This is a genomic window from Tautonia plasticadhaerens, assembly GCF_007752535.1.
GTDB classification, from domain to species: Bacteria; Planctomycetota; Planctomycetia; order Isosphaerales; family Isosphaeraceae; genus Tautonia; species Tautonia plasticadhaerens.
The window spans coordinates 4,602,091-4,625,024 of sequence record NZ_CP036426.1 but is presented as its reverse complement, the minus strand read 5'-3'; the positions used below and the strand labels follow the sequence as shown (position 1 = coordinate 4,625,024).

Below are 22,934 nucleotides of genomic sequence, written 5' to 3'. Positions count from 1 at the left end.
CCCAATCATGGCCCGACGCCTCGGAACGATCCTGGTCGACATGGGCTACCTCGACGAGGACGCCCTCTGGAAGGTGCTGGAGGCCCAGAAGGGCTCCGAGAACGAGCCGATCGGCAAGGTGGCCGTCCGCCTCGGCCTGGTCCGGGAGGAGCAGGTGCTGCGCGCCCTGGGCGAGCAGCTCAGCATGAAGGTGATCAAGCTGGCCGACACGACCATCCCGCCCGAGGTGGCGGAGGCGGTCAACCAGTCGATGGCCGAGGCGTTCAAGGTGGTGCCGGTGGCCATCGGCCGCAAGGACAAGGCGATCACCGTGGCGATGGCCGAGCCGCAGAACCCGGCGACGCTGGACAGCCTCCGGTCCTTCCTGGGCGTCGAGGTCAAGGGGGTCATCGCCGCCGAGGGCGAGGTGCTCGCCAAGATCGAGGAGCTCTACGCCGGCAGCTCCGCCGAGTCGCTCAACGACGTCATCCGCCAGATCGAATCGGACAAGGACCTCTCCCGCTTCCAGAACCGCAACGAGAGCACCATCGACCTCGAGGCGATCGAGGAGATGGCCGAGGCGGCGCCCGTCCGCAAGCTGCTGAACATGGTGCTGCTGCTCTCGATCAAGGACAAGGCGTCTGACATCCACTTCGAGCCGTTCGAGGATGAATACAAGATGCGGTACCGGGTCGACGGCGTGCTCTACGAGCTCGTCCCGCCGCCCCGCCACCTGGCCCCGGCGATCGCCAGCCGCATCAAGGTCATGTCGAACCTGGACATCGCCGAGCGTCGGCTGCCCCAGGATGGCCGGATCGAGCTGAACATCGGCGGCAATTCGGTCGACATCCGCGTCTCGACCCTGCCGACGATGTTCGGCGAGTCGGTCGTGCTGCGGATCCTCGACCGGACGGTGGTGCAGCTGGACCTGGAGAAGATCGGCATGACCGCCGAGACGCTCCGGCGCTGGCGGGAGGTGGTGCACAAGCCCAACGGTATCATCCTGGTCACCGGCCCCACCTCCTCGGGCAAGACGACCACGCTCTACGCCACCCTCAACGAGCTGAACACGGTCGAGGACAAGATCATCACCACCGAGGAGCCCGTCGAGTACGACATCGACGGGCTGATCCAGGTGCCGATCAACGCCGAGATCGGCGTCACCTTCGCCTCCTGCCTCCGCGCCATCCTGCGGCAGGACCCGGACAAGATCCTCATCGGCGAGACCCGAGACCTGGAGACGGCCGAGATCTCCATCCAGGCCTCGCTCACCGGGCACATCGTCTTCACCACCCTGCACACCAACGACGCCCCCTCGGCCGTCACCCGGTTGCGGGACATGGGCGTCCCCCCGTTCCTGATCACGGCGACCGTCGAGGGGGTGCTCGCCCAGCGGCTGGTCCGCAAGATCTGCGCGAGCTGCCGGACCGAGTTCCGGCCCAGCGAGGAGATCCTCATGGAGCTGGGCCTGAGCGCCGAGCAGGGGGCCGCCCAGAAGTTCTACTACGGCCGGGGCTGCGACCGCTGCAACAACACCGGCTACAAGGGACGCATGGGCCTCTACGAGCTGGTCGTCGTCAACGACCACCTCCGGGAGCTGATCGTCAAGGAGACCTCGCTCGACGACTTCCGGGAGTCCTGCCGCAAGGCCGGCATGCAGACCCTCCGGGAGTCGGGCCTGGAGGCCCTCAACGACGGCCTGACCACCGTCGAGGAAGTGCTCAAGGCGACGATCACCGAGGATTGAGGCCCGCGCGACCCCGACCCACCCCTCCCCTCCCCGATCACCCGAAGACGAAGACGAGACCGCCCGGACCACCCAGGGAGACCCAGGCCATGCCGACCTTCTCATACGAGGCGATGGACCACACCGGCAAGGAGGTGAAGGACACCATCGACGCCTCGACCCAGGAAGAGGCGCAGCAGCTGATCCGCCAGAAGGGCTTCTTCGTCACCAAGATCTCCGAGCGGGCCGCCAAGAAGGCGGGCAAGAAGGGCGGGGCGGCCTCCAAGCGCCCCACCGCCGGGCGCCGCAAGAAGAAGAAGTCGTTCACCATCGGCAGGGTCTCGGCCAAGCAGCTGACCACCTTCACCCGGCAGCTCTCCACCCTGCAGGACGCCGGCCTGCCGATCCTCCGGAGCCTGAAGATCCTGGAGGGCCAGGCCAAGCCGGGCGTGCTGAAGAACTCCCTGGCCGACGTGATCGAGGACATCGAGAGCGGCTCCACGCTCTCCGAGGCGATGGCCAAGCACCCCAAGTGCTTCGACCGCCTCTACTGCAACATGGTCAAGGCGGGCGAGGCCGGCGGCGCCCTGGAGGCGATCCTCCAGCGCCTGGCCGACTTCAAGGAGAAGAGCCAGTCGCTGAAGCGGCGGATCAAGTCGGCGATGGTCTACCCGGTGGTGGTCATCTTCGTCGCCATCCTGATCGTCGGCTTCATCATGTACTGGATCGTGCCGCAGTTCGAGGCCATCTTCATCGACTTCGGCGTCGACCTGCCCCGGATGACCGTGATCCTGATCGACGCCAGCCACATCGTCGTCGAGTACTGGTACCTCGCCCCCCTGATCCCGGCGATCTGGTGGGTCTTCATGAAACTGCTCTACCGCAGCAAGACCGGCGCCTACATCGGCGACCGCGTGCAGCTGCTCATCCCCGTCATGGGGACGATCCTGGAGAAGTCGGTCGTCAGCCGGACCATGAGGACGCTCGGCACCCTGGTGCAGTCGGGCGTGCCGATCCTGGAGTCGCTGAACATCGTCCGCGACACCGCCGGCAACGCCGTCTTCGAGCGGGCCTTCACCCGCATCTACGACTCGATCCGGGAGGGCGAGACGATCGCCCAGCCCCTGCGGGAGGCCCGGATCGTCGACGACATCGTCGTGAACATGATCGACGTCGGCGAGGAGACCGGCGAGCTCGACACCATGCTCATGAAGATCGCCGACAACTACGACGAGGAAGTGGAGGCGGCCGTCGACTCGCTGGTCAGCCTGCTCGAGCCGATCATGATCGTCTCCCTCGGCGGCATCATCGGCTTCATCGTCATCGCCCTGTTCATGCCGCTGATCAAGCTCATCAGCGAGCTCTCGGGCTGATCCCCGGCGGCCCTCCCGCCGCCCCGCCGGCGCGGGGCGGCGGGACGCCAGCCCCCGCATGGATGCACGCCGCTCGATCCGAATCCTCCCCGCACAACTGCACGCGTGCCGCCTCCCGCCTCGCCGGCCGGGCACGCTCCACGACCAGCCCGGGTGGAGACGGATCGATCGACAAGAATTTTCATGATAGCCGCTGTCACATCTTGAACCCCACGGCCGTAGCTTCTTCAGGGCCCTCCGGCCCCCGCCGCACCGGACCCCCGCACTCGGAGGATGCGACGATGACCCCCGCCTCACGCCGTCGGACCGGCTTCACCCTGGTCGAACTCCTGGTCGTGATCACGATCCTGGGGGTTCTGGTCGCCCTGCTCGTGCCGGCCATCACGGGGGCCGTCAGGCGGGCCAGGCAGTCCCAGGCCGAGGCCCAGATCAACACCCTGGCCGGCGCCCTGGCGAGCTTCAAGGCCAAGTACGGCGAGTTCCCCCCCAGCAGGCTGGTCTTCCACGAGTCGGGAAGGCTTGCCACCCCGCCGGCAGCCGGGCCGACCGCCGGCTCCGGGCTCTACTTCCAGGCCGACTACCCGAGCCAGGACAATGTGCCTGAATCCCAACGCCTCAACCTCGGCGGCGCGACCCTCGGCCCGGTCGGGCCGGCGGCGGGCAGCCAGGAGCACTCGGAGTTGGTCACCCGGTCCCTGCTCGCCCTCCGGTCGATCTTCCCGAAGCTGAGCGTCAGCAACTCCGTCGCCGGCGCGGGGGATTCGGCCATCCACGACATCAACGGCAATGGTGTCGGTGAGGCGGAACCGATCCTGCTCGACGGGCAGGAGTGCCTGTACCTGTTCCTTTGCGGCATCCCGGACTGGAGCCCCGGGACCCCGGCCTCGCTCCGGGGTGCTGGAGGGTTCTCCGTCAGCCCGAGGAACCCGTTCCAGGCGGTCCCGGCCTCCGGGCCGGACTCGAGCCGGACCACTCCGTTCTTCGAGATCACGGACCCGTCCCAACTGTACGACGACGACAGGGATTTCATCCCCGGCATCGTCGACCCGATCGGAGCCAGCAGCGATGCGCGGTACGTCGCCTACTTCTCCTCCACGTTCGGCGGCTACGACCCGCGTGACGTGAAGTTCGAGGACGAGCCGACCGCCCCGTTCACCCTGACCGGCTACCCGGACTCGTACACGACAGACCCGACCGCCGCGATCCAGGTGCCGGGTCCGAACCCGTGGACCAACGGGCCGTCGTTCGGCACCGAGGCGCCCCGATGGCTCCGGCCGCAGTCGTTCCAGCTCGTCTCGCCGGGCTCGGATCGCGATTACGGGCCGGGGGGCCAGGTCGTCGTCCAGGACGGCTCGATGACGTTCCCGGAGGTCTCTGGCAGCGGCGGCCGGGCGGTGGAAGATGACAACGTCGGGATGCGGTGAGATGACCGAATCCAGAACGCCATCCGCCTCACCCATTTCCGACGGGGGATGAACCGGCCATGCGAGCGTCCCAGAGAACGGGAACGATGCGACGGGACCGCGGCTTCACGCTCATCGAGCTGGGCGTCGTGATCGTGATCATCGGCATCCTGATGAGCTTCCTGCTCGCCGCCTCCTGGGAGGGCTTGCGACGGGCCGAGGAGCGGGGCACGCAGTCCCTGATCCTCAAGCTCGATGCCGCCATGGCCGACCGCGTCGAGGCCCTCTCCCTGCAACGGCCGCCGGCCAACGTCGCCCACCGCTACCTGGCGATGACGGAGCTGCCCTCGGGGACGGCCAGGGTCTACCGGCAATCCCCCAACCGGGCCCGGCTGATCGCCAAGATCGACTACCTGCGGCGGGAGCTGCCCGACGTGTTCTTCGTCCAGGCGGACGACCGCTACCCGCTGAACTTCGCCGGCCTGGCGTTCTTCCCCGAGACGGCCCTCCCGGTCGCGCGATCGACCTCGGCCTCGTTCCTCGGGACGGCTGCCTCCCCCTATGCCCGGTACCTGCTCCCCCTGGGGCATGGGGTCCAGTCGAGCCGGCCGGCCGGGCTGTTCGACGACGAACCTACCCTCCCGAGACCGCAGACCCCCATTCAGAATCACGTCCTACGCTACGGGCTCGGGGGGACTTCGAACGCCCCCGCCGGCGAGGGCATCTTCGGCGGGTCCTACTCGGTGATGGCGGCGCTGACCCGGCAGCTCGGCTATCCGGAGGCCGGCTCCAACGGCAGCGACGACGACGGCAACGGCCTGGTCGACGAGAAGACGGCGTCGGAATTCCAGATGGACAGCGGCGACTTCGCCGCCCTCAACGCCCGGATCAACGCCCGCCTCCAGAACCACAGCCACGTCACGGCGCGGGCCGAGATGCTCTACGCGATCCTCGTCGGCGGGGCGGGCCCGCTGGGCAGTGCATTCAGCCCCGACGACTTCACCGATCGCGAGGTCCGCGACACCGACAACGACGGCCTGATGGAGTTCGTCGACGCCTGGGGCCGGCCGCTCCAGTTCTATCGCTGGCCGACCTACTACACCACCGACCTCGGTTCCAACCGGAGCTTCCAGAAGGGCGCGGGCGAGTATCAGAATCGGGTCGAGCCCCGCCAGCAGAATACGATCGATCCGAACCAGTCCCTGGTCGCGCCGGGCTGGTGGGCGGACATGGTCGAGCAGGCGGGCGGCGGACTCCCGCCCAGTTCAGAACAGATGAGCAGCCGGGCCAATCTCTTCCAGCAGCACTTCTTCAGCCTCGTCGACCCTCAGGCCGACGTCCCCCAGGCCGTCCCCGGACGCCTCTGGGACCGGACCGACTACTACAAGCGGCGGGCCTACTTCACGAAGTTCCTCATCACCTCGGCAGGGCCGGATGGCCGCCTCGGCACCGGGAGCTTCGGGGTCCTCTACGATGACTCGGGCACGAGCCTCCAGCCGCCGGCGATCATCTCGGATCCCGACGCATTCACGGCACGCATGATCCTGCTTGAGAACCAGGCCGCCCGTTCCAACCCCTTCGCTCGGATCGTCAAGGGGGCTGCCGGCCCGCTCACGATCGACGAGGCCGGGCAGGCAGGCCGGCTGGGGCTCTACCAACTCCAGCCGAGCGGTGAGATCTACTCGATCCTCATGCGGGACGAATGGGGCGCCGACGACATCACGAACCACAACCTCACCACGACCGGAACGGGAGCACGCTGATGGCCCTCGCCTCTCGACGCCCCCGCCCGTCGGGGCTGACGCTTACCGAACTGCTCGTCGTCATGGCGATCATCCTGCTCGTCAGCGCGGCGACGTTGCCGACGGTGCTCGCGTCGCTCTCGGAGCGCGACGTGAGCGAGGCGGCCAGCACCGTCCAGGCCGTCCTCACCGCGACCCAGGACCGCGCCGCCGGCAGCGGCCAGCCCGCCGGCATCCGGCTGCTGCCGGACCCGACGCTGAACGACACGACCGGGACTGGAATCATCGCCTCGAACCGGATGGTCCCGCTGGAAGTCCTGCCGAACTACGCGGAGGGCGAGGTCATCCCCGGCTTCCTCGTGTCGCAGGTCGCGGTGGTCAATCCAAACGCGACCATCCAGGTCGCCCGCCCGGTCCTCATGGCTCGCATGAGGGAGGAAGAGCTTGCGAGTGTTGCGTTAGGCCTCGGGGCCATCCCCGCGCCGCCCACGGCCTGGCATTACAACATCCGGCAGGGCGATGCCGTCCGCCTCGCGAATTCCAGCATCGAGTACCGCGTGGCCGGCCCGATGTGGTCGTTCCAGGATACCGGGGGCAACATCGTCAACCCGGAGCGGTTCGTCAACCGCGATGCCCCCCTGGCCCCCGGCGCCTCCGGCACGCCGGGAACGAACCAGTACGTGTTCAATCCGTCGAGCACGGGGATCTCGAATTTCGCGGGGCGCGAGTTCCTCTACGTGGTCAACGGCCGGGACGATCCCCCGCCCGTCAATTACGCCTCATCCAACGGCTACATCGACGAGGCCTTCGACGGGGTCGACAACAACGGCGACGGCGTGATCGACCCGGGGTTCAACGGGATCGATGACGACGGGGACAGCTGGGTCGACGAGGCCGACGAGCTGTTCTGGAATGCCGACGCCGGGGCACCGCTCAACCCCGCGGGACCGACGAGCTCCCCGGGCAGCAACCTGCTGCTCGTCGAATACGAGCTCGATTCGTTCGTCGGGCAGAGCAGCTACAACACCACCCCCACCGTCACGTTCTCGTTCCAGGGGGCGGACACCTTCTTCCTCCACGGCGGGACCGGCACTCCGACCTCGTACTCGATCACCCGGCGTCCGTTCGTGTCCTCCGGGGCGCGGGAGGTCGGCCTGACCGGGGCGGCCGTGATCGACCTGACGACTGCCGCCTGGGGGGTGAGTCCTGTCGCCCCGGGCGCGCCCGAGCGGTCTCGGGTGCCGATCGACCCGGCCACGGGGTACGTCGACCTGCTGTTCTATCCGGACGGGAGGGTGGTCCCGGCGACCCCCTACCAGCTCAACAGGGTGGGCCAGTTCTCGTTCTACCACCTCTGGATCGCCGAGCGGGACAACCTCTTCGAGCCGGATCTCATCAACAGGACCGCCTATCCTTATTTGCCTGTGCCGAGGGAGGCGTCGCCGGCGGTCACGACGCGGGTCCTCGAAGGCGAACGGCGGATGGTGACGATCTCGGCGAAGACCGGGAACGCCTCGGTCAGCCCGATCGCCGAGTTCAGCACGACGGCCGTGGCCTATCCGGGATTCGGCGCCGTGCCGGCGCAGGACGTCCCGTACGTCGAGGCCATCCGGCAGCAACGGGGGGAGTGAGGGACGTGATGCAGAACCGCCGGAACGCCGCGAGGTCGGGGATTACCCTGACCGAGATCCTGATCTCCATCATGATCATGGGCATCGGCTTCGTGTCGATCGCTGCCCTGTTCCCGATCTCCATCCTCCGGATGCGGGACGCCACCCGGGACTCGCGCTCGACCCTGCTGGCCGAGTCGGCGGTCTCCGAGGCCAACGCCCGCAACCTGCTGGACCTCCGGTTGTTCGTCGAGCCGACGAACAGCTGGTACGGCGCCCGCTACGGCTACGGCGGGGCCGGACCGCTGTCGGCCGCGAATACGCCGAACAACAGCTGGCCGGTTTCCCGGTCGGCCTACCTGCCGACCCCCTTCAACAAGGACTTCAACGTCGCCGACGAGGCGAACACGCCGGGCGTCTACGTCGATGCGTTCCAGCGGGGCCTGCCGGTGGCCTACGACCCGCTGTTCTGGTCGGCCGTCCACTACGACACGGCGAGCGACACTCCCCCCCAGACCCCGGGGACCATCGAGGCCCGCTTCGGGTCGGGGATCAGCCAGATCCAGGGCGCCCAGCCGGCCTCCCATGGGCTGCAGCGCATCACCAATTTCCTGCCGTATGACGCGAGTCCCTTCGGCTGGCCGCTGACCTACTCGCTGCCGACCAGCGCGGGCATCGCCGAGACCTCCGAGCAGGCCGGGAACGCCCTCGCCTCGCTCGACGACGTCGTCTTCGACGAGGCTGGGGCCGATGTCGGTGTCGATGTTTCGGGCAACGTCTCTGCCAATAGCCCGCTCGTCCCGACGAACTTCGCCGGCCCGTTCAGCGAGACTGGCTTGTACGAGTCCCAGCGCACCTGGGAGTTCACCTGGATGCTGACCGCCCGGCAGGCGTCGGCCGGGGACGCCTCGGCCTACGAGGCCGACATCGTCATCTTCCACAAGCGTCCCATCGGGTTCGGCTCCGTCGCGGCCCCCTACGACGGCGCCGGCGACCGGGACCCCAGCCGCCGGGCCAGCGTCCCCCTGGACGAGCGCGTCGTGGAGGCCGTCTGGGGCCACACCGGCTCCCCCAGCGCGATCGACGCGAACGGCTACAGCCAGGGGGACGATCGGACCGTCCTGCTCCGCTGGGACGTGGCGACGCCCGACCCCAGGGTCCGGGTGGGCGGCTGGATCGCCGACGTCACCTATGAACGTTACCAGGCACGTTCCGTCGCCAACTACCCGTTCGTGCCCGGCGGCGGGGGGACTCGCTACCCCGGCCAGCGCTGCAACTGGTACCGCGTCGTCCGGGTCGGCGAGCCCGAGATCGACCAGGCCTACCCGAACCACCGCCGGATGATCATCCGCATCGACTCACCCGTGAAGGCCAAGACGAGGCTCACGGTCGCCGGCGGGCAGGTCGTCCCCGTCATCCACGAGGCGGCCCTGATCAACCCGTATGTGGTCAACGTCCACTCGACCCTGCTCTATAGCCGATAGCCTCCCGTCGGCCCCCGGCCGGCCCGGGAAGGGCCGGCCTCCCGCGACGTGACGCGTACTCGAATCAAAGCGAGGGATCCTCGATGCGACGCCCGACAGCCCGGCCGACGGCCCGAAGGGGCCTGACGCTGGTCGAACTCATGGTGACGATCGCCCTGATGCTGCTCATCATGTCGATCATCGTCGCCCTGTTCACGGCGGCGACCGAGGGCATGACGATCGCGCGGACCGACCAGGAGATGGCCTCGGTCACACGACGGGTCGACGCCGTGATCCGCCAGGATCTCCGAGGCGTCACCGCCCGGTTCACCCCGCCGCTCGACCCCAACCACAACCTCGGCTACTTCGAGTACATCGAGAACTCCTTCGCCGACGCCCAGGGCGAGGACACCGACGACATCCTCTGCTTCACCGCCAAGGCCCCCCCCGGCCAGCCCTTCACCGGCCGGATCATGCTCCAGCGCGGCGTCTATCCCGCCGGCCACCCGCGAGCCAACCAGGCCCGCTACGCCCCGACTACGATCACCAGCGACCACGCCGAGATCATCTACTTCCTCCGCAACGGCAACCTCTATCGCCGCGTCCTGCTCGTCGTGCCGGATCGGAAGGACTCGTTGGTGGTCGATCTGGATCCTGCCACCGGCCAATATTTCTACCGCGGCGGCGCCTTCAACATCGACGGGACCCTCGTCAGCTGGCAGGGCGCCAATGATGTCTCGGTCCGCCCCCCGTCGAGCATCACGCTAGCCGCCAACGGGAACCCGATCACGGACACGGGTGTCCCCGTCCCGAACACGCTCGGCGACCTAACCAACCGCCACAACCGGGCCTTCCGGCCTCGCTTCGCCGACGATTATTTCACGAGGAACCCCGTCGGGACGCTCGTCGGCGGGGTGCCCGACGGTCAATTCGACGACCGGAACGAGAACGGGGTCGCTGACTACTACCCGACCTTGACGATCGGGGCATGGGACGCGGGGTACATCAACGATCCGACCCATCAGCTTTCCATCGCCTCGATTCGAGTCCCCGACCGGTGGGCCTTCCCCTTCCTCTTCCCCGGCGCGTACTCGAAGCCGAACTCGTTCGTCACTCCGGCCTCGATCAACCTCGGCCCCTACCTGGGCATGCCGAACGCGACGAATCCGCTGCGGCCGGTGAATTCGAACCACGCGCCGCTCGACCTGGGCGACAACCTGCCCGTCCCGGACGTGGCCGCCGAGCGGTGGACCTGGTGGGGCTTCCCGACCTGGGCCGAGACGCGCGATCCCGACTGGCACGCCGCGACCAAGCGAATCGGATTCAATGACCTCACCCGTGGCATCGGGATCCAGGCCTACGGCCTCTCCCGGCTCCAGGCCGCGAACAATCTCGAATGGCTCCCCCCGCAGGACCACTGGTACTCCGACAGGGTAGGGAGGATGACTCCGCCCAATCCTGCCCCCTCGATCGGTGATGACGTCCCGGGCTTCGCCGCGTTGCAGGACGACCTGCTCGCGACCAACGTCCGCAGCTTCGACGTCAAGGCCCTGGATCCGAACTACTTCCTCTACGGCCCCCATGCGAACTTCGGCGAGGAGAATTCGACAACCGCTCAAATAACTCCTCAACCCGCGAACGGCAGGAACGAGCCCCCTCGCTACGACGACCTCGGCTACGCGGCCAGGTTCAAGCGCCAGACCAATACCAATTCCGCGACCTTCGGCGGCGAGCGGACCTTCGGGACCGCCGTCGGCGAGGAAGTGACGTTCGGCCACGAGGGCCGCATTCCGCCGCTCACCATCGATAATCGAGTCGACCCCCAGGCGATCACCTATCTGCTGCGAGCGAACTCACTGCTGGGGGAGAATTCCACGGCGACCGTCCGCATGCGGCGGACCTGGGATAGCTGGTCGACCGACTACGCGTTCGCCCCGCTCCATGGGATCAACCCCCTAGAGGCCGGTCCCTACGCCGATCCCCCGGAGCGGCCGCTGTACCCGTCATACCCGCCGCCTTATCCGTCGCCGCTGTTCGGCATCCAGATCCAGATCCGGCTGGCCGCGCCCGACGACTCGCGGGCCAAGGTGCTGACGATCCGCCAGGACTTCACGGACAAGCTCTGACCGCGGCAACCTCCTCCCCCTCCCCTCGGTGAGCCGCGCCGGGGCCCGAAGGATCCGTCGAAAGGAACCCAGCGATGTACGCCCGCAGCAGAACCCGAAGCCCCGCCGGCCGCCGCCGCGGCGTGGTCCTCATCCTCGTGCTCGCGATGATGGGCCTGCTGGCGGTCATCGGCGTCTCCTTCGCCACCTTCAGCGGCCAGGCCCGCAGCGCCGCCCGCAGCTATAGCAAGAAGCTCAATCGCCCCCGCGTCGACGCCCTGTTCAACTACGCCATCGGCCAGCTCATCAACGACACCTCCAACCCCATGTCCGCGCTCTATGGTCACGGCCTGAAGCGCGACATGTACGGCAGCGACGGGGACGCCAACGGCTTCCTCGATCAAACTCCGACCGGCCAACCGCTCCAGATCGCCGGCAACCCGGCCCCCACGGGGACTCCCGCGACCAGCGGCAACACCATCCGCTGGACCGTCACGACGAACCTCCCCTTCAATGGCTTCAATTACATCTCCTGGTACCTCCGCTTGCCGCAACTGGACGCCATACCGAACGTCAGTCCGGCGAGCGCCTCGCACACCCTCCAGGTCACCAATCAGCGCGAGGTTGGGGGTGTCTATCAGTTCGACCTGTCCGGCGTCCATGTCATGCCCAGGGACTCCGGCGGCAACCCCCTGCTGACCCGGCCGCTCGCCAATATGCAGTTCGAGCTCGATAGCCGCTTCCGCCACGCGTTCAACGGCACGGGCATGGCGGCACTGAACAGCGTCACATCCCAGAGTTCCGTCGTCGGCGCGGGGAACGCCCAGGCCGCGCAGTTCGGCAATTTCCGCCTCAGCGGCGGTCTCCTCAACGGCAACCGTGATGCGGTCGCGCCCTTCGACCTGAACGCCTCCGGCATCGGCGTCGACGAGGACTACGACGCGCCCGACCTGGAGAACTGGTTCCTCGCGGTGCAGAGCGCCGACGGCCGGACCGTGATCCCGTCGTTCCACCGGCCCGGCATCCTCGTCGATCACGACCCGGCCAACCCCGGCGTGCTCACGGACATGACATTCCCGGGGCCGCAGAACTACGCAGTGAATACGGCCGATCGATTCCGGTCGGTCCGGGCCGTCTCCAAGATCCTGCGGCCCCGGCCGGTCGACCACCCCACGGCCGGCTTCAGCGCGCTGAGCCCGAACGCCGACGGGACGATCACCTACGACGTCGACAACGACGGCGACGGCCAGCCGGACTCGGTCTGGCTGGACCTCGGCTACCCGGCCCAGCGGGCCGACGACGGCACACTCTACAAGCCGCTCTTCTCGTTCATGGTCCTCGGGCTCAACGGCCGGATGCCGCTGAACACCGCGGGTAACCTCAACAACCGCTTCGCGGTCGACGACCCGGCCACGCCGAACGTCGACGAGGCGGGCATGCCGCTGTTCAGCCACGCCTCGCACCTGGGCTATTCGCCGAGCGAGATCAACCCGAGCTACGGGCTCCAGAACACCCTCGACAGCACGCTGGTCGGCGGCGTGAACGTGCCGGACGAGCAGAAGCCGCTCCACCAGCAGTTCGACGACGCCGTCTACCCCGGCGCCTCGTATCGGCACATCCCCGTCAGCCTGACCCAACTCCGCAGCCTGCTGACCGGCACCCGGCCGTTCGACGAGAACAACGCGGATGCGAATTCGGTCCTGGTGCAAGGCAGGAGGATCGGATTTGCGAACAACGTGAATGACGAGGATCCCACCGATCCCGTCGAACGCTCGGGCTCCCCAGTCGTGCCCGGCCGCTGGGGTGAACCCAACGCCGTGCCGCCCCAGCTGAACGCGGCCAACACGGGCGGCGACATCGTTGCCGGCCCCCTTCACCGGGCGCTGAATTTCTCCGACCGCAACCCGGTCCAGCCGGGCTACTCGCCGTTCTCGGACTCACAGTATCGAGTCGACGGCATCGACGACAATTACGACACGTACGACTTCGCGCCTCCCCGCCCTGACCCGTCTGATCCGCAGCTTTATGGCCCCGAGGCCGGCCAATACTATGCGGACCAAACCTTTGATCCGGCGATCCGGCGTAATCTTTACCTTGACCTGTCGGCGGGGTTGATCCCCGGGCCACAGGGGATGCCGTTGCTGGCCTCCGAGCGTTACCAGCGGTTTGTCACTCCAATCGACCCGACCGGCGTCGGCCAGGTGTACCGCTTCAACCGCGTCCCGAACGACCCGGCATCGCTCCTCCCGCCGGACATCGGCCCCGATTCCAAGGGACGTGTCGGCTTCTTCCACTACTTCCGACCACCGGGCGTGCCGCTCGATGTCGATGACTACGATGTGTTCGGCGCCGCCGGCCGGAGCATCCACAACGCCGATGGCGGAGGGGCCCCCGCCCGGCTGATCCCGAACGAGAATCGGACCTCGGCCCCCAATCGGCCGTCCTACCCGCTGGCCCGATCGCGTCATAACGAATACCGCGGCTTCGAGTCGTTCCGGGCCCCGGGCGGCACGAACGCGTCCCACATGGCCGCCATGCCCTACGACCGCAGCACCGCCCCCGATGCGGCAGGCAATCCCGCCTCAAATCGCGGCTATGCGCCGCGCGATCCGGCCAACCCGAACCTTCCGCTGCCCCCGGACAACCTGTTCGACACGGCCAACGGTGCCTATGTCGGGACCTTCACCGATGCCGTGAACAGCAGGCAGAACTCTCGCCTCCTGGGTCCAATCCCCGCCGGTGCCCCCGCCGCCGTTCCAGCCACCCCGGTGCACAATTACCCGCTGACGGGGAGCCTGCTCTACAATGACCCGAACGAAATGAACCTCTACCAGCCCGACGGCACCGACGCCCCGTTCGGGCTGACGGACCTGGAGTGGCTCTACCGCAGCCACGACGTCGACGGCGACGAGCTGGACAGCCGCCTCGCGCAGCTCGCGCCCATCAGCTTCGTCGAGGCCGCGGACAGCCTCACCCGCCGCCGCCTGTTCAGCGTCGAGACCTGGGACCGGATCGACGCCACGTTCGCCCACGACAACCCGGACGGCGTCGGCAACGTCTTCGACACCTCGCTGTCCGCCCCCTATCTGTCGGCCGGCGACCCGGCCCGCGCCCCGTCCGCCCGCCAGCAACTTGCCCAGGTCAACGCCCGGTTCGCGGCGGGAGCGTCGGCGTCGATCGACCTCCTCGGGCTGCAGACGCCCAACATCCACCACCGCGGGCGGCGGATCAACCTGAACCACCCGCTGCCGCACTCGTACGACCCGTACGAGCCGGTCCGGCAGAAGTGGATCAGCGAGACCTACGAGACGCTCAAGCTCATCCTGCCGCCCCAGTCGATCGACACGCCGCACGAGCTGGCCCAGCTCGGGCAGTTCGTGGTCAACATCATCGACTTCCGCGACCCGGACAACACGATCACCATCTGGGAGAACCCCGACCTCCTCCACCTGCCGGCGCGTCGAGACGGCTCCAACAACTACCCGCCGTCGATCCACCTCCCCTACCTCGACACCGGGGCTCCCGACCTGAACGTCGACAGTGACGGCGACGGCGTGGTCGATTACGATCCCACGCTCGACGCCGGAGAGGCGGGGCTCGGCGCCTACGAGAACCCCCTGGCCCGTCGCCTGACGACCTACGGCATGGAATACCAGCCGGTCGCCCTCAACGAGGTGCTCGCGTTCCGGTTCAACTACTTCGACCCGGGCGGGCCCGCCACGAACTCCCCGGCGGTCCGGTTCTACATCGAGCTGGTCAACATGCTGACCAAGGACGGCATCGACGATGCCGACCAGCCGGATGGCCACGACCCGGCCGACCTCGACCTCCAGTACTGGGACTTCGTGCTGGTCCGGGAAGACCCCACGGTCGGCGCCCCGACGCCGGGCACGCCCTACTACCACCCGGTCTACGTCCGGCCGGACCCGATCACCGGGCAGGTCCCCCAGGTCGCCGGGGTCGCGCCTCCGGTCCTGCCGGATGACTTCGCCGGGACCGCCGCCGAGATTACCGCCCTGCCCCCGGAACAGGCCCGGCCGGTCGTCGTCGGCACGGGCAAGGCGGTCGAGCCCAATGACACCGGCACCAGCTTCGACGAGCGGAGGCGCAGCTACATCGACTTCGCGACCGTTTCCCCCTTCGACGGCACCGGCGGCGGCCTCGACAAGCGCGTTCCGGCGATGGATCCCGACGAGATCGGGGATCCGGCCAGTTACTTCGTCATCGGCGGCACCCGCTTCGGCGGCACCGGCACCCCCCCTCCCCTCGATGACCTGCTCGAGGATGAACTCCGGGACGACAACGACGGCAAGTTCTTCGATCCCGACGATTGGGACCTGATCCCCGATTCGTACGTCGACGCGGCGGCGACTTCCGACGCCTCCCCCTTCAAGAAGCCCGACGGCACCGACCGGAAGGAGGGGCTCTACCACTGGCTCTACCTCCGACGGCCGGCCAACCCGCTCCTGCCGCCGGACCCGAACACCAACCCGCTGGTAGTCGTCGACTCGATCCGCTTCCCCTTCAGCGCGTCGGATGGCCGAGGACAGGAGAGCTCCGGCACGGCTGTCGTGCTGAACTCGCCAACTCAGCCGATCTACGCGATCGAACGGCCGCAGCCCTTCCGGGGCGGCCAGATCGTCCCCGACCCGGATGATCGCTTGAGCCCGCTGTACATCTATGGGACCTCCGAGCAGGCCAGGGCGATCCGCTCGGGGGGCGGCGACGAGACCTACTACAACCTCGGCGGGATGAACCAGGTCGCGACGACCGAGGACATCAGGCACACCCTGGAAGATCCTAACCGCGCCGGTCGCTACGAACTGGATGACGGGACCAACGACGAGGACTTCCAGGAGGCCTGGGACTACGTCGTCTTCAACGACCGGGACTTCATGAGCGTCGCCGAGCTGATGCTCGTGCCCGGCAGCCCGCCGGGGCTGTTCACCAAGCAATTCGCCTCGCAGCCTCCGCCGCCGGATCGACTCCAGCCGGGGTCGCCGGCCCTGACGATTCCGCAGCAGTTCGCCAGGCGCATCGCGGCGGCACCGGCGTACACCCCGGCCACCAGCGACACCATCACCACGAGAGGCGCCTTCTACCGGCTCCCCCCCACGTCGCGTTCGGGGGGATCGATCGACTTCGATTTCGTCCCCGGGCATTGGGCCGAGGATGCGGCCGATCCGGGAAACGCACCGACCAATGGCGTCTCGCCGGCGATCGAGCACACCGAGGTGAGGAGCTATCCCTACCTCGTCGACAAGTTCTTCTACACGTCCGACCCGAGGACCGTGATCGACCCGAGTGTCGCAGGCGACGGGCACCGCGTCGGCGGGCCGACCTCGGCCGGCTGGCACCGGATGCTCGAATTCTTCGAGGTGCCGTCGCCGGTCCTCGACGCGATCGGCCCGGTGGCCCAGGGTGTCAACTTCGACTGGTACCGCCAGGACCTCCGACCGGGCCTGCTCAACCCGAACCTGATCGTCGACGAGGAGGTCTTCTTCGGCCTGCTCGACGACCCTCGGCTGCTGGACGCGGGGAACGTGATCGGCCGCATCCAGAACTCGAATAACACCTCGATGCCGCGGGTCGTCACCCAGGTCGACCTCAACGGCACCCCGACCGCATCGTACCCGATGGCGAATCGAGGCGTCACGGTCTTCACCACCGACGCCGCGGGGCAATTCCTGAGCACCGAGCCGACCTCGCTGAACTATCCCCAAGGCGGGATGAAGCTGCCGTTCGCCGACTTCCTGAAGCAGCGTCACGGCGGCTCCGGATTCCTCTTCGCCTATGGCGACGGTGCCACCGGGGCGCCCTACCCGGGGGCGATCGCCGGCAACGACGACCAAAAGGTCTCGAGGGACCGGCCGTATCGTTCGCTGGCCTACCCCTACATCCAATCCACCCTGCTGCGGCCGGCGACGATGGAGCCATCGGCCTTCACGAACCCGGTTCTCGATGTCAATCCCTACGCCTTCGATCCGGGCCTGAGGAACCGGCACCTCGACCCCGGGTTCCTCTACCGCCCCGTCGCGGCGAACCCGAGGAGCTACTACCCCGCCCTCAGGACCCAGGTGGTCTCGACCTTCCCCAGGATCCCGCCGATCGGCTTCCCGATCGTCCCGCCCGTCCCGCCGAGGCGCCTCTTCCAGGTGCCCGACTACGGGATCAGCAACGAAACCAGCACCGCCCCGAATTTCGATTACGGGCTCGACCACGATCAGAACGCGGCGACCGCAGTCGTCGGCCGGTTCTCGGGCTCGAACGCCGCGGTCGGCACGATCGCGAACGACAGTAACCCGACCCACTACGTGCCGATCGCCGACGTGAACGCGGCGAACACGGCCCGGCCGCTGCCCTCGATCGGCATGAGCGGCGGCGCCACCCCAACGACCCTCTTCCCGCCCCAGACGACGACCACGTCCGAGGGGCCACCCGCGGTGGGAGTGTCGTACCTGGGGGGGACCTTCGTGCCGACGCCGCCCTCGGCCTCGGGCCCCGATCCCATCGGCCCCTTCCTGGACATGCGTCGGCACCCGTACTACCGGACCGAGCTGATCCAGAAGATGACCAACCTGACGACCCCGAGGACCCACCAGTTCGCCGTCTGGGTGACGGTCGGGTTCTTCGAAGTGGTCCGGCCGGGGGACCGGGCACAGTTGGTCCCCGACGAACTGGGGCCGGAGCTGGGCTCGGCCTCGGGCAACATCGCGCGTCACCGGATGTTCTTCATCCTCGACCGGTCCCGGGCCACGGGCTACGACCCGAGGAACCCGGGCCAGTACCGCGACGTCGTCCTCTGGAGCCGGCGGATCGAGTGATCGGCCGGCCCTCTCGTGGGCCGGGCGAGGCGACCGGGGCGGGCCGATCGAGGCCGATCGGCTTGCCCCGAAGCCTCTCCGGCCGATAGACTTGTACGAGATCCCATCGACCCTTTCGGAGTGAGGGAGAACCCCATGTCGACCCGTCGCCGCCGTCCCGGCTTCACCCTGATCGAGCTGCTGGTGGTCATCGCGATCATCGGCGTGCTCGTCGGCCTGCTGCTGCCGGCCGTCAACGCCGCCCGAGAGGCCGGCCGGCGCACCCAGTGCCTGAACAACCAGCGTCAGCTCGGCCTGGCGATCAGCGGTTTCATCAACGCCAAGAACACGTTCCCGAACTCCGTCACCTGGGGCACCACCGACGCCCAGGGGACAGAGATGGCGAACTTCCTGAGCAACAACCTCGCACGCGTGACCCCGGCCGACCCGACGTCCGGCCTGAATCACGACGTGGGGCCGCTCTACAGCTGGGTCGTCGACATCCTGCCTTACATTGAGCAGCAGAGTCTCTACAACGAGTACAACCGCAACCGCGTCTACTACGCCACCGATACGGACGGCGGCACGTCGAACAACCTCACCCTCTCCTCGACGGACATCGGGATCCTCACCTGCCCGAACGACGACACGACCCTGGCCAATCAGGGGAACCTGACCTACGTCTGCAACTCGGGGTTCAATCGGGCCTGGTGGACCCAGCTCGGCTGGACCGCGGATAGCGGCGGCGGTAACACCAGCACCACGGCGCACATGGATTGGAGCCAGGGGGATGCCAAGAAGACCGGCCTGATGTGGCCGGGCACCCTGGACGGCGGCACGACCAACGACTACAAGACGACGATCGCCGCCGTCGCCGACGGCCTGAGCACCACGCTGCTGATCACGGAGAACATCCTCGCGGGTGCCTCGGTCGCCAGCCCGTTCGCCCAGGGGGCCACGGCCACGGGCGGGACACCGATCACGAACTGGGCCGCCGCCCACCCCAACTTCGTCGCCTTCACGGCCTCCGACGACGTCTGCTCCGGGCCCGCCGGGTCCGCGACGTGCACGACCGTTGGCGACCTCGCCCCGTTCGTGCCCACGACCACCACCGACGGCAAGGTGGTCGATGGGCCGGGCTGGCTCCGGGCGAACCAGCTCCAGACCTTCGAGAACATCGGCTACGGCCGGACGGTGCTGACCGAGGGCGCCCACCCGTTCCCGAACAGCCGCCATCCCGGCGTGATGGTGGTTGTCATGTGCGACGGCTCGTCCAAGGTCGTCAGCGAGACGATCGACGGCGCGGTCTTCGCCAAGATCCTCACCCCCGGCGGCCAGAGCCTGCAGCCCGCCTACAAGCAGCTCCCGGTCGGCCAGGCCGAGATCACCGGCGACTGATCCGGGAAATCTCGTCGGCCGGGACCGGCCCTCCTCACTCCGAAATCGATCGATCGACGGCCCCGCGTCCGGGAACTTTCCCGGTCGCGGGGTCTTTTTGTTGATGAGCGCCGTCGCGGGCCGAGACGCGGGCGGCCTGACCGACCTTGCCAGGCCGGGCGGTCTGCGGTAAAAGCTCGCAACGACATCGAGCGGGTCGGGCCACGGATGGTCCCGGCTCGCGCATCCGATCGGCGCCCGACGCGAATCCCCTCCTCGCGCCCACCTCTCGAAGCCCCGGGGGCTTGCCCCCGCCTTCGCGTCGAGCCCGGTCGGAAGGACAATCGGCAGGAACAGGCCGACGGCGCCAGTCGACCCGGTGGGGTCGGCCCGGCGCCGTCGGGAACGCTCGGGATCGAGAGCCCATGAGCGCAAGCCTTCGTCATCGACCGCGATCGCAACGGACCCCGGGCCGGGGGGACCCGGACGGCGCGCCGTCCCCGGTGCCCGACGCCGCCCGGCCGACGATCGCGGCCCTCGCCCTCTGCCTCCTGGCCCTGGGCGCGGCGACCGCCGACGACCAGTACGGCCGGATGGTGACCGAGGTCCGCATCCGGGGGAACGAGTCGATCGCCGAGCCCCGGATCCGGGCCAAGATCCTGACCCGCCCCGGACGGCCGCTGGACCCCGACGTGGTCGACAGCGACTTCCGGTCGCTCAAGAACACGCAGTGGTTCTCCCACGTCCGCGCCACCTTCCTCGAGGATCCGGAGCGTGGCGGCATCATCTTCATCTATAACGTGGTCGAGATGCCGGTCATCGAGGCCGTGGAATACCGCGGCCGATCGGCCATCAGCGAGTCGAAGCTCGAGGAATCCACCGGCCTGAAGGCCGGGGCCCGGGCCGACTCGATCCGGACCCGCTCCGCCGTCTCCCAGATCCGCCGCCTCTACGAGGAGAAGGGATATCTCCAGGCCGAGGTCCGGCTGATCGAGGGGGGAGAGCCTGAGGACCGCCGCGTGGTCTTCGAGATCTTCGAAGGGCCGAAGTTCAAGGTCGGCGCCGTCGAGTTCGAGGGGAATACCGTCTTCTCCGACGCCAGCCTGATGACCAAGATCCGGACCAAGCCCCCCATCCTCGGCCTGATCGGCGGCCGGTACGACAGCGAGGGGCCCGAGGAGGACGCCCGCAAGGTCATCGAGCTGTACCAGTCGATCGGCTACTTCGACTGCGAGTGCACCCCGGTCGTCCGCCACGACGACCGGGTCGGCGACCTGAGGCTCAGCTTCGTCATCTCCGAGGGGCTCGAATATTCCGTCCGCGACGTCACGTTCGACGGGCAGGAGTTGCTCTCCGAGGACCAGTTGCGCGAGGGCCTGGTCCTGCACTCCGGCGAGCCGCTCAAGGATACCCTCCGCCAGCGCGACCTGATGACCCTGACCGAGCGCTACACGGCGGTCGGCTGCATCGACATCAACATCCAGCCCGAGCCCCGGTTCACCGACACCCCCGGCGTGGTCGACCTCGTCTACAACATCGACGAGGGGGAGCGCTACCTCCTGGGCCGGATCAACATCAAGGGGAATGACCGGACGAGGGCCAAGGTCATCCTCCGGGAGCTGACCGCCTCGGGCCTCCTGCCCGGCGAGCCGCTCGACGGCCGACGCCTCGAGGCGGCCCGCAAGCGGCTCGGGAACCTGAACTACTTCGTCACCGACCCGCAGCAGGGCGACCCGATCAAGCTCATGATCACCAACCGCCGGGGGCACGACATGCCCTACGGCGAGATCGCCATGCCCGAGCTGGACGAGATCATCCAGCAGGCCCGGTTCCAGCAGGGGCCCGACCCGGCCGGGCCCGAGGCCGAACCTGGGGCGGAGGCGGACGACGCCAAGCCGATCCGCCGGACCCGCTTCCAGACCCCCGACGACTTCGCCCCCCCCGTACCCGACCTCCCCCCGCTCCCCCCGGCGGGCTCCATGCCGCTGGCGCCGGGCGACGGGCCGGCCTCGGTCGTCCCCTTCGGCTCCGGGGGGGCGTTCGACCCGGCCCCCGGCGCCCTGCCGCCGATCGACGTGCCGCCGATCGTCGCCCCGGGGCCGGCCCCCGGCGCGGGGACGGCCCGGCCGTCCCCGGAAGGCACCCCGAGGGGCACGTTCCCGAGCATGCCCGGCATGAATTACTCCGACGTCGGCCCCGACCGCCAGGAGCCCTACGCCAACCGGTCGCTGGCCGACATTGCCACGCAGGTCGAGCCCCGGGGCGGCGGCCGGTCGTTCGCCGACCTGGACGTGGAGGTGCAGGAGGCCCCCACGGGCCGGATCCTGCTGGGCGTCGGGGCGACGAGCTTCGGCGGCCTGAGCGGCAACTTCATCCTCCACGAGCGGAACTTCGACCTGTTCAACGTCCCCCGCTCCTTCCGGGAGCTGCTCAACGGCCAGGCCTTCCGGGGCGCCGGGCAGGAATTCCGGCTCGAGCTGTCCCCGGGCACCCTGATCAACCGGGCGGTGGTCAGCTTCCGGGAACCGGACCTGTTCAACCGCCGGATCGGCCTGAATGTCTCCGGGTACACGTTCTCGCGCTTCTATCCTGACTTCAACGAGGCCCGGGGCGGCGGCCGGTTCGCCCTGGGCAAGCAGTTCGGCACCCAGACGTACGCCGACCTCGCCGTGAGGGTCGAGGACGTGAACATCTCCGACTTCCGCACCCCGGCCCCGGCCGAGTTCTACGCCGCCTCCGGCTCCACCTTCCTCGCCACCCTCCGCCCGTCGATCCACTTCGACAACCGGAACGACCCGTTCCTCCCCAGCGAGGGCTCCTACCTCGAATTCGCCTATGAGCAGGGCTGGGGCGATTTCACCTTCCCGAAGTTCACCGTCGAGGGTCGCCAGCACTTCACCATCCGGGAGCGCCCGGACCAGACCGGCAAGCACATCCTCAGCATGAGGGGGTTCTTCGGCATCTCCGGCCAGGACACCCCGCTGTATGAGCGGTTCTACGCCGGCGACTTCCGCAGCCTCCGGGGCTTCGCCTACCGCGGCGTTGGGCCCTACATCCTGGGGTCGAACGTGGGCGGCATCATGACGCTGCTCGGCTCGCTCGAGTACCAGTTCCCGCTGACGGCCAACGACCAGTTCCAGGCGGTCGTCTTCACGGACACCGGCACGGTCGAGAACAGCTACAGCATCACCGACTACCGGGTCGCCGTCGGCACCGGCCTCCGCGTCACCCTGCCGGCCCTCGGGCCGCTGCCCCTGGCGTTCGACATCGCCTTCCCGGTGGTGAAGGGCCCGGACGACCGCGAGCGGATCTTCACGTTCTTCATCGGGGCATTCTATTGAGCGTCGAGGATC

Annotated in this window: 10 protein-coding genes; all 10 read left to right on the top strand. The window is 68.3% G+C overall.

Annotation, left to right across the window (positions count from 1 at the left end):
• Positions 1 to 7 precede the first annotated feature (7 nt).
• Positions 8 to 1,726 (top strand): GspE/PulE family protein, encoded by a 1,719-nt coding sequence (locus tag ElP_RS18595; protein ID WP_145271817.1) that lies wholly within the window; start codon positions 8 to 10, stop codon positions 1,724 to 1,726.
• An 89-nt stretch (positions 1,727 to 1,815) separates the two neighbouring features.
• Positions 1,816 to 3,078 (top strand): type II secretion system F family protein, encoded by a 1,263-nt coding sequence (locus ElP_RS18590; RefSeq protein ID WP_145271815.1) that lies wholly within the window; start codon positions 1,816 to 1,818, stop codon positions 3,076 to 3,078.
• 281 nt (positions 3,079 to 3,359) lie between these two features.
• A complete protein-coding gene (locus ElP_RS38340; RefSeq protein WP_197446164.1) occupies positions 3,360 to 4,502 on the top strand; it encodes a type II secretion system protein in 1,143 nt (380 codons plus the stop codon).
• 86 nt (positions 4,503 to 4,588) lie between these two features.
• Positions 4,589 to 6,244 carry a type II secretion system protein gene (locus tag ElP_RS18580; RefSeq protein WP_197446163.1) on the top strand — a complete coding sequence of 552 codons (1,656 nt, stop codon included), beginning with the start codon at positions 4,589 to 4,591 and terminating at the stop codon, positions 6,242 to 6,244.
• Positions 6,244 to 7,854, top strand: a complete 1,611-nt coding sequence (locus tag ElP_RS18575) for a type II secretion system protein (protein WP_197446162.1) — start codon at positions 6,244 to 6,246, stop codon at positions 7,852 to 7,854. The genes ElP_RS18580 and ElP_RS18575 overlap by 1 nt, the downstream gene beginning before the upstream one ends.
• An 8-nt stretch (positions 7,855 to 7,862) precedes the next feature.
• Positions 7,863 to 9,317, top strand: a complete 1,455-nt coding sequence (locus tag ElP_RS18570) for a type IV pilus modification PilV family protein (RefSeq protein WP_145271809.1) — start codon at positions 7,863 to 7,865, stop codon at positions 9,315 to 9,317.
• Positions 9,318 to 9,400: 83 nt separating this feature from the next.
• Positions 9,401 to 11,422, top strand: a complete 2,022-nt coding sequence (locus tag ElP_RS18565) for a PulJ/GspJ family protein (protein ID WP_145271807.1) — start codon at positions 9,401 to 9,403, stop codon at positions 11,420 to 11,422.
• A gap of 74 nt (positions 11,423 to 11,496) precedes the next feature.
• Complete coding sequence (locus tag ElP_RS18560) at positions 11,497 to 18,225, top strand: hypothetical protein (RefSeq protein WP_145271805.1); 6,729 nt, start codon at positions 11,497 to 11,499, stop codon at positions 18,223 to 18,225.
• Positions 18,226 to 18,360: 135 nt separating this feature from the next.
• Complete coding sequence (locus ElP_RS18555) at positions 18,361 to 19,602, top strand: DUF1559 family PulG-like putative transporter (RefSeq protein WP_145271803.1); 1,242 nt, start codon at positions 18,361 to 18,363, stop codon at positions 19,600 to 19,602.
• Positions 19,603 to 20,006: 404 nt separating this feature from the next.
• Positions 20,007 to 22,922 carry a BamA/OMP85 family outer membrane protein gene (locus tag ElP_RS18550; RefSeq protein WP_145271801.1) on the top strand — a complete coding sequence of 972 codons (2,916 nt, stop codon included), beginning with the start codon at positions 20,007 to 20,009 and terminating at the stop codon, positions 22,920 to 22,922.
• The last annotated feature ends 12 nt before the right edge of the window (positions 22,923 to 22,934 follow it).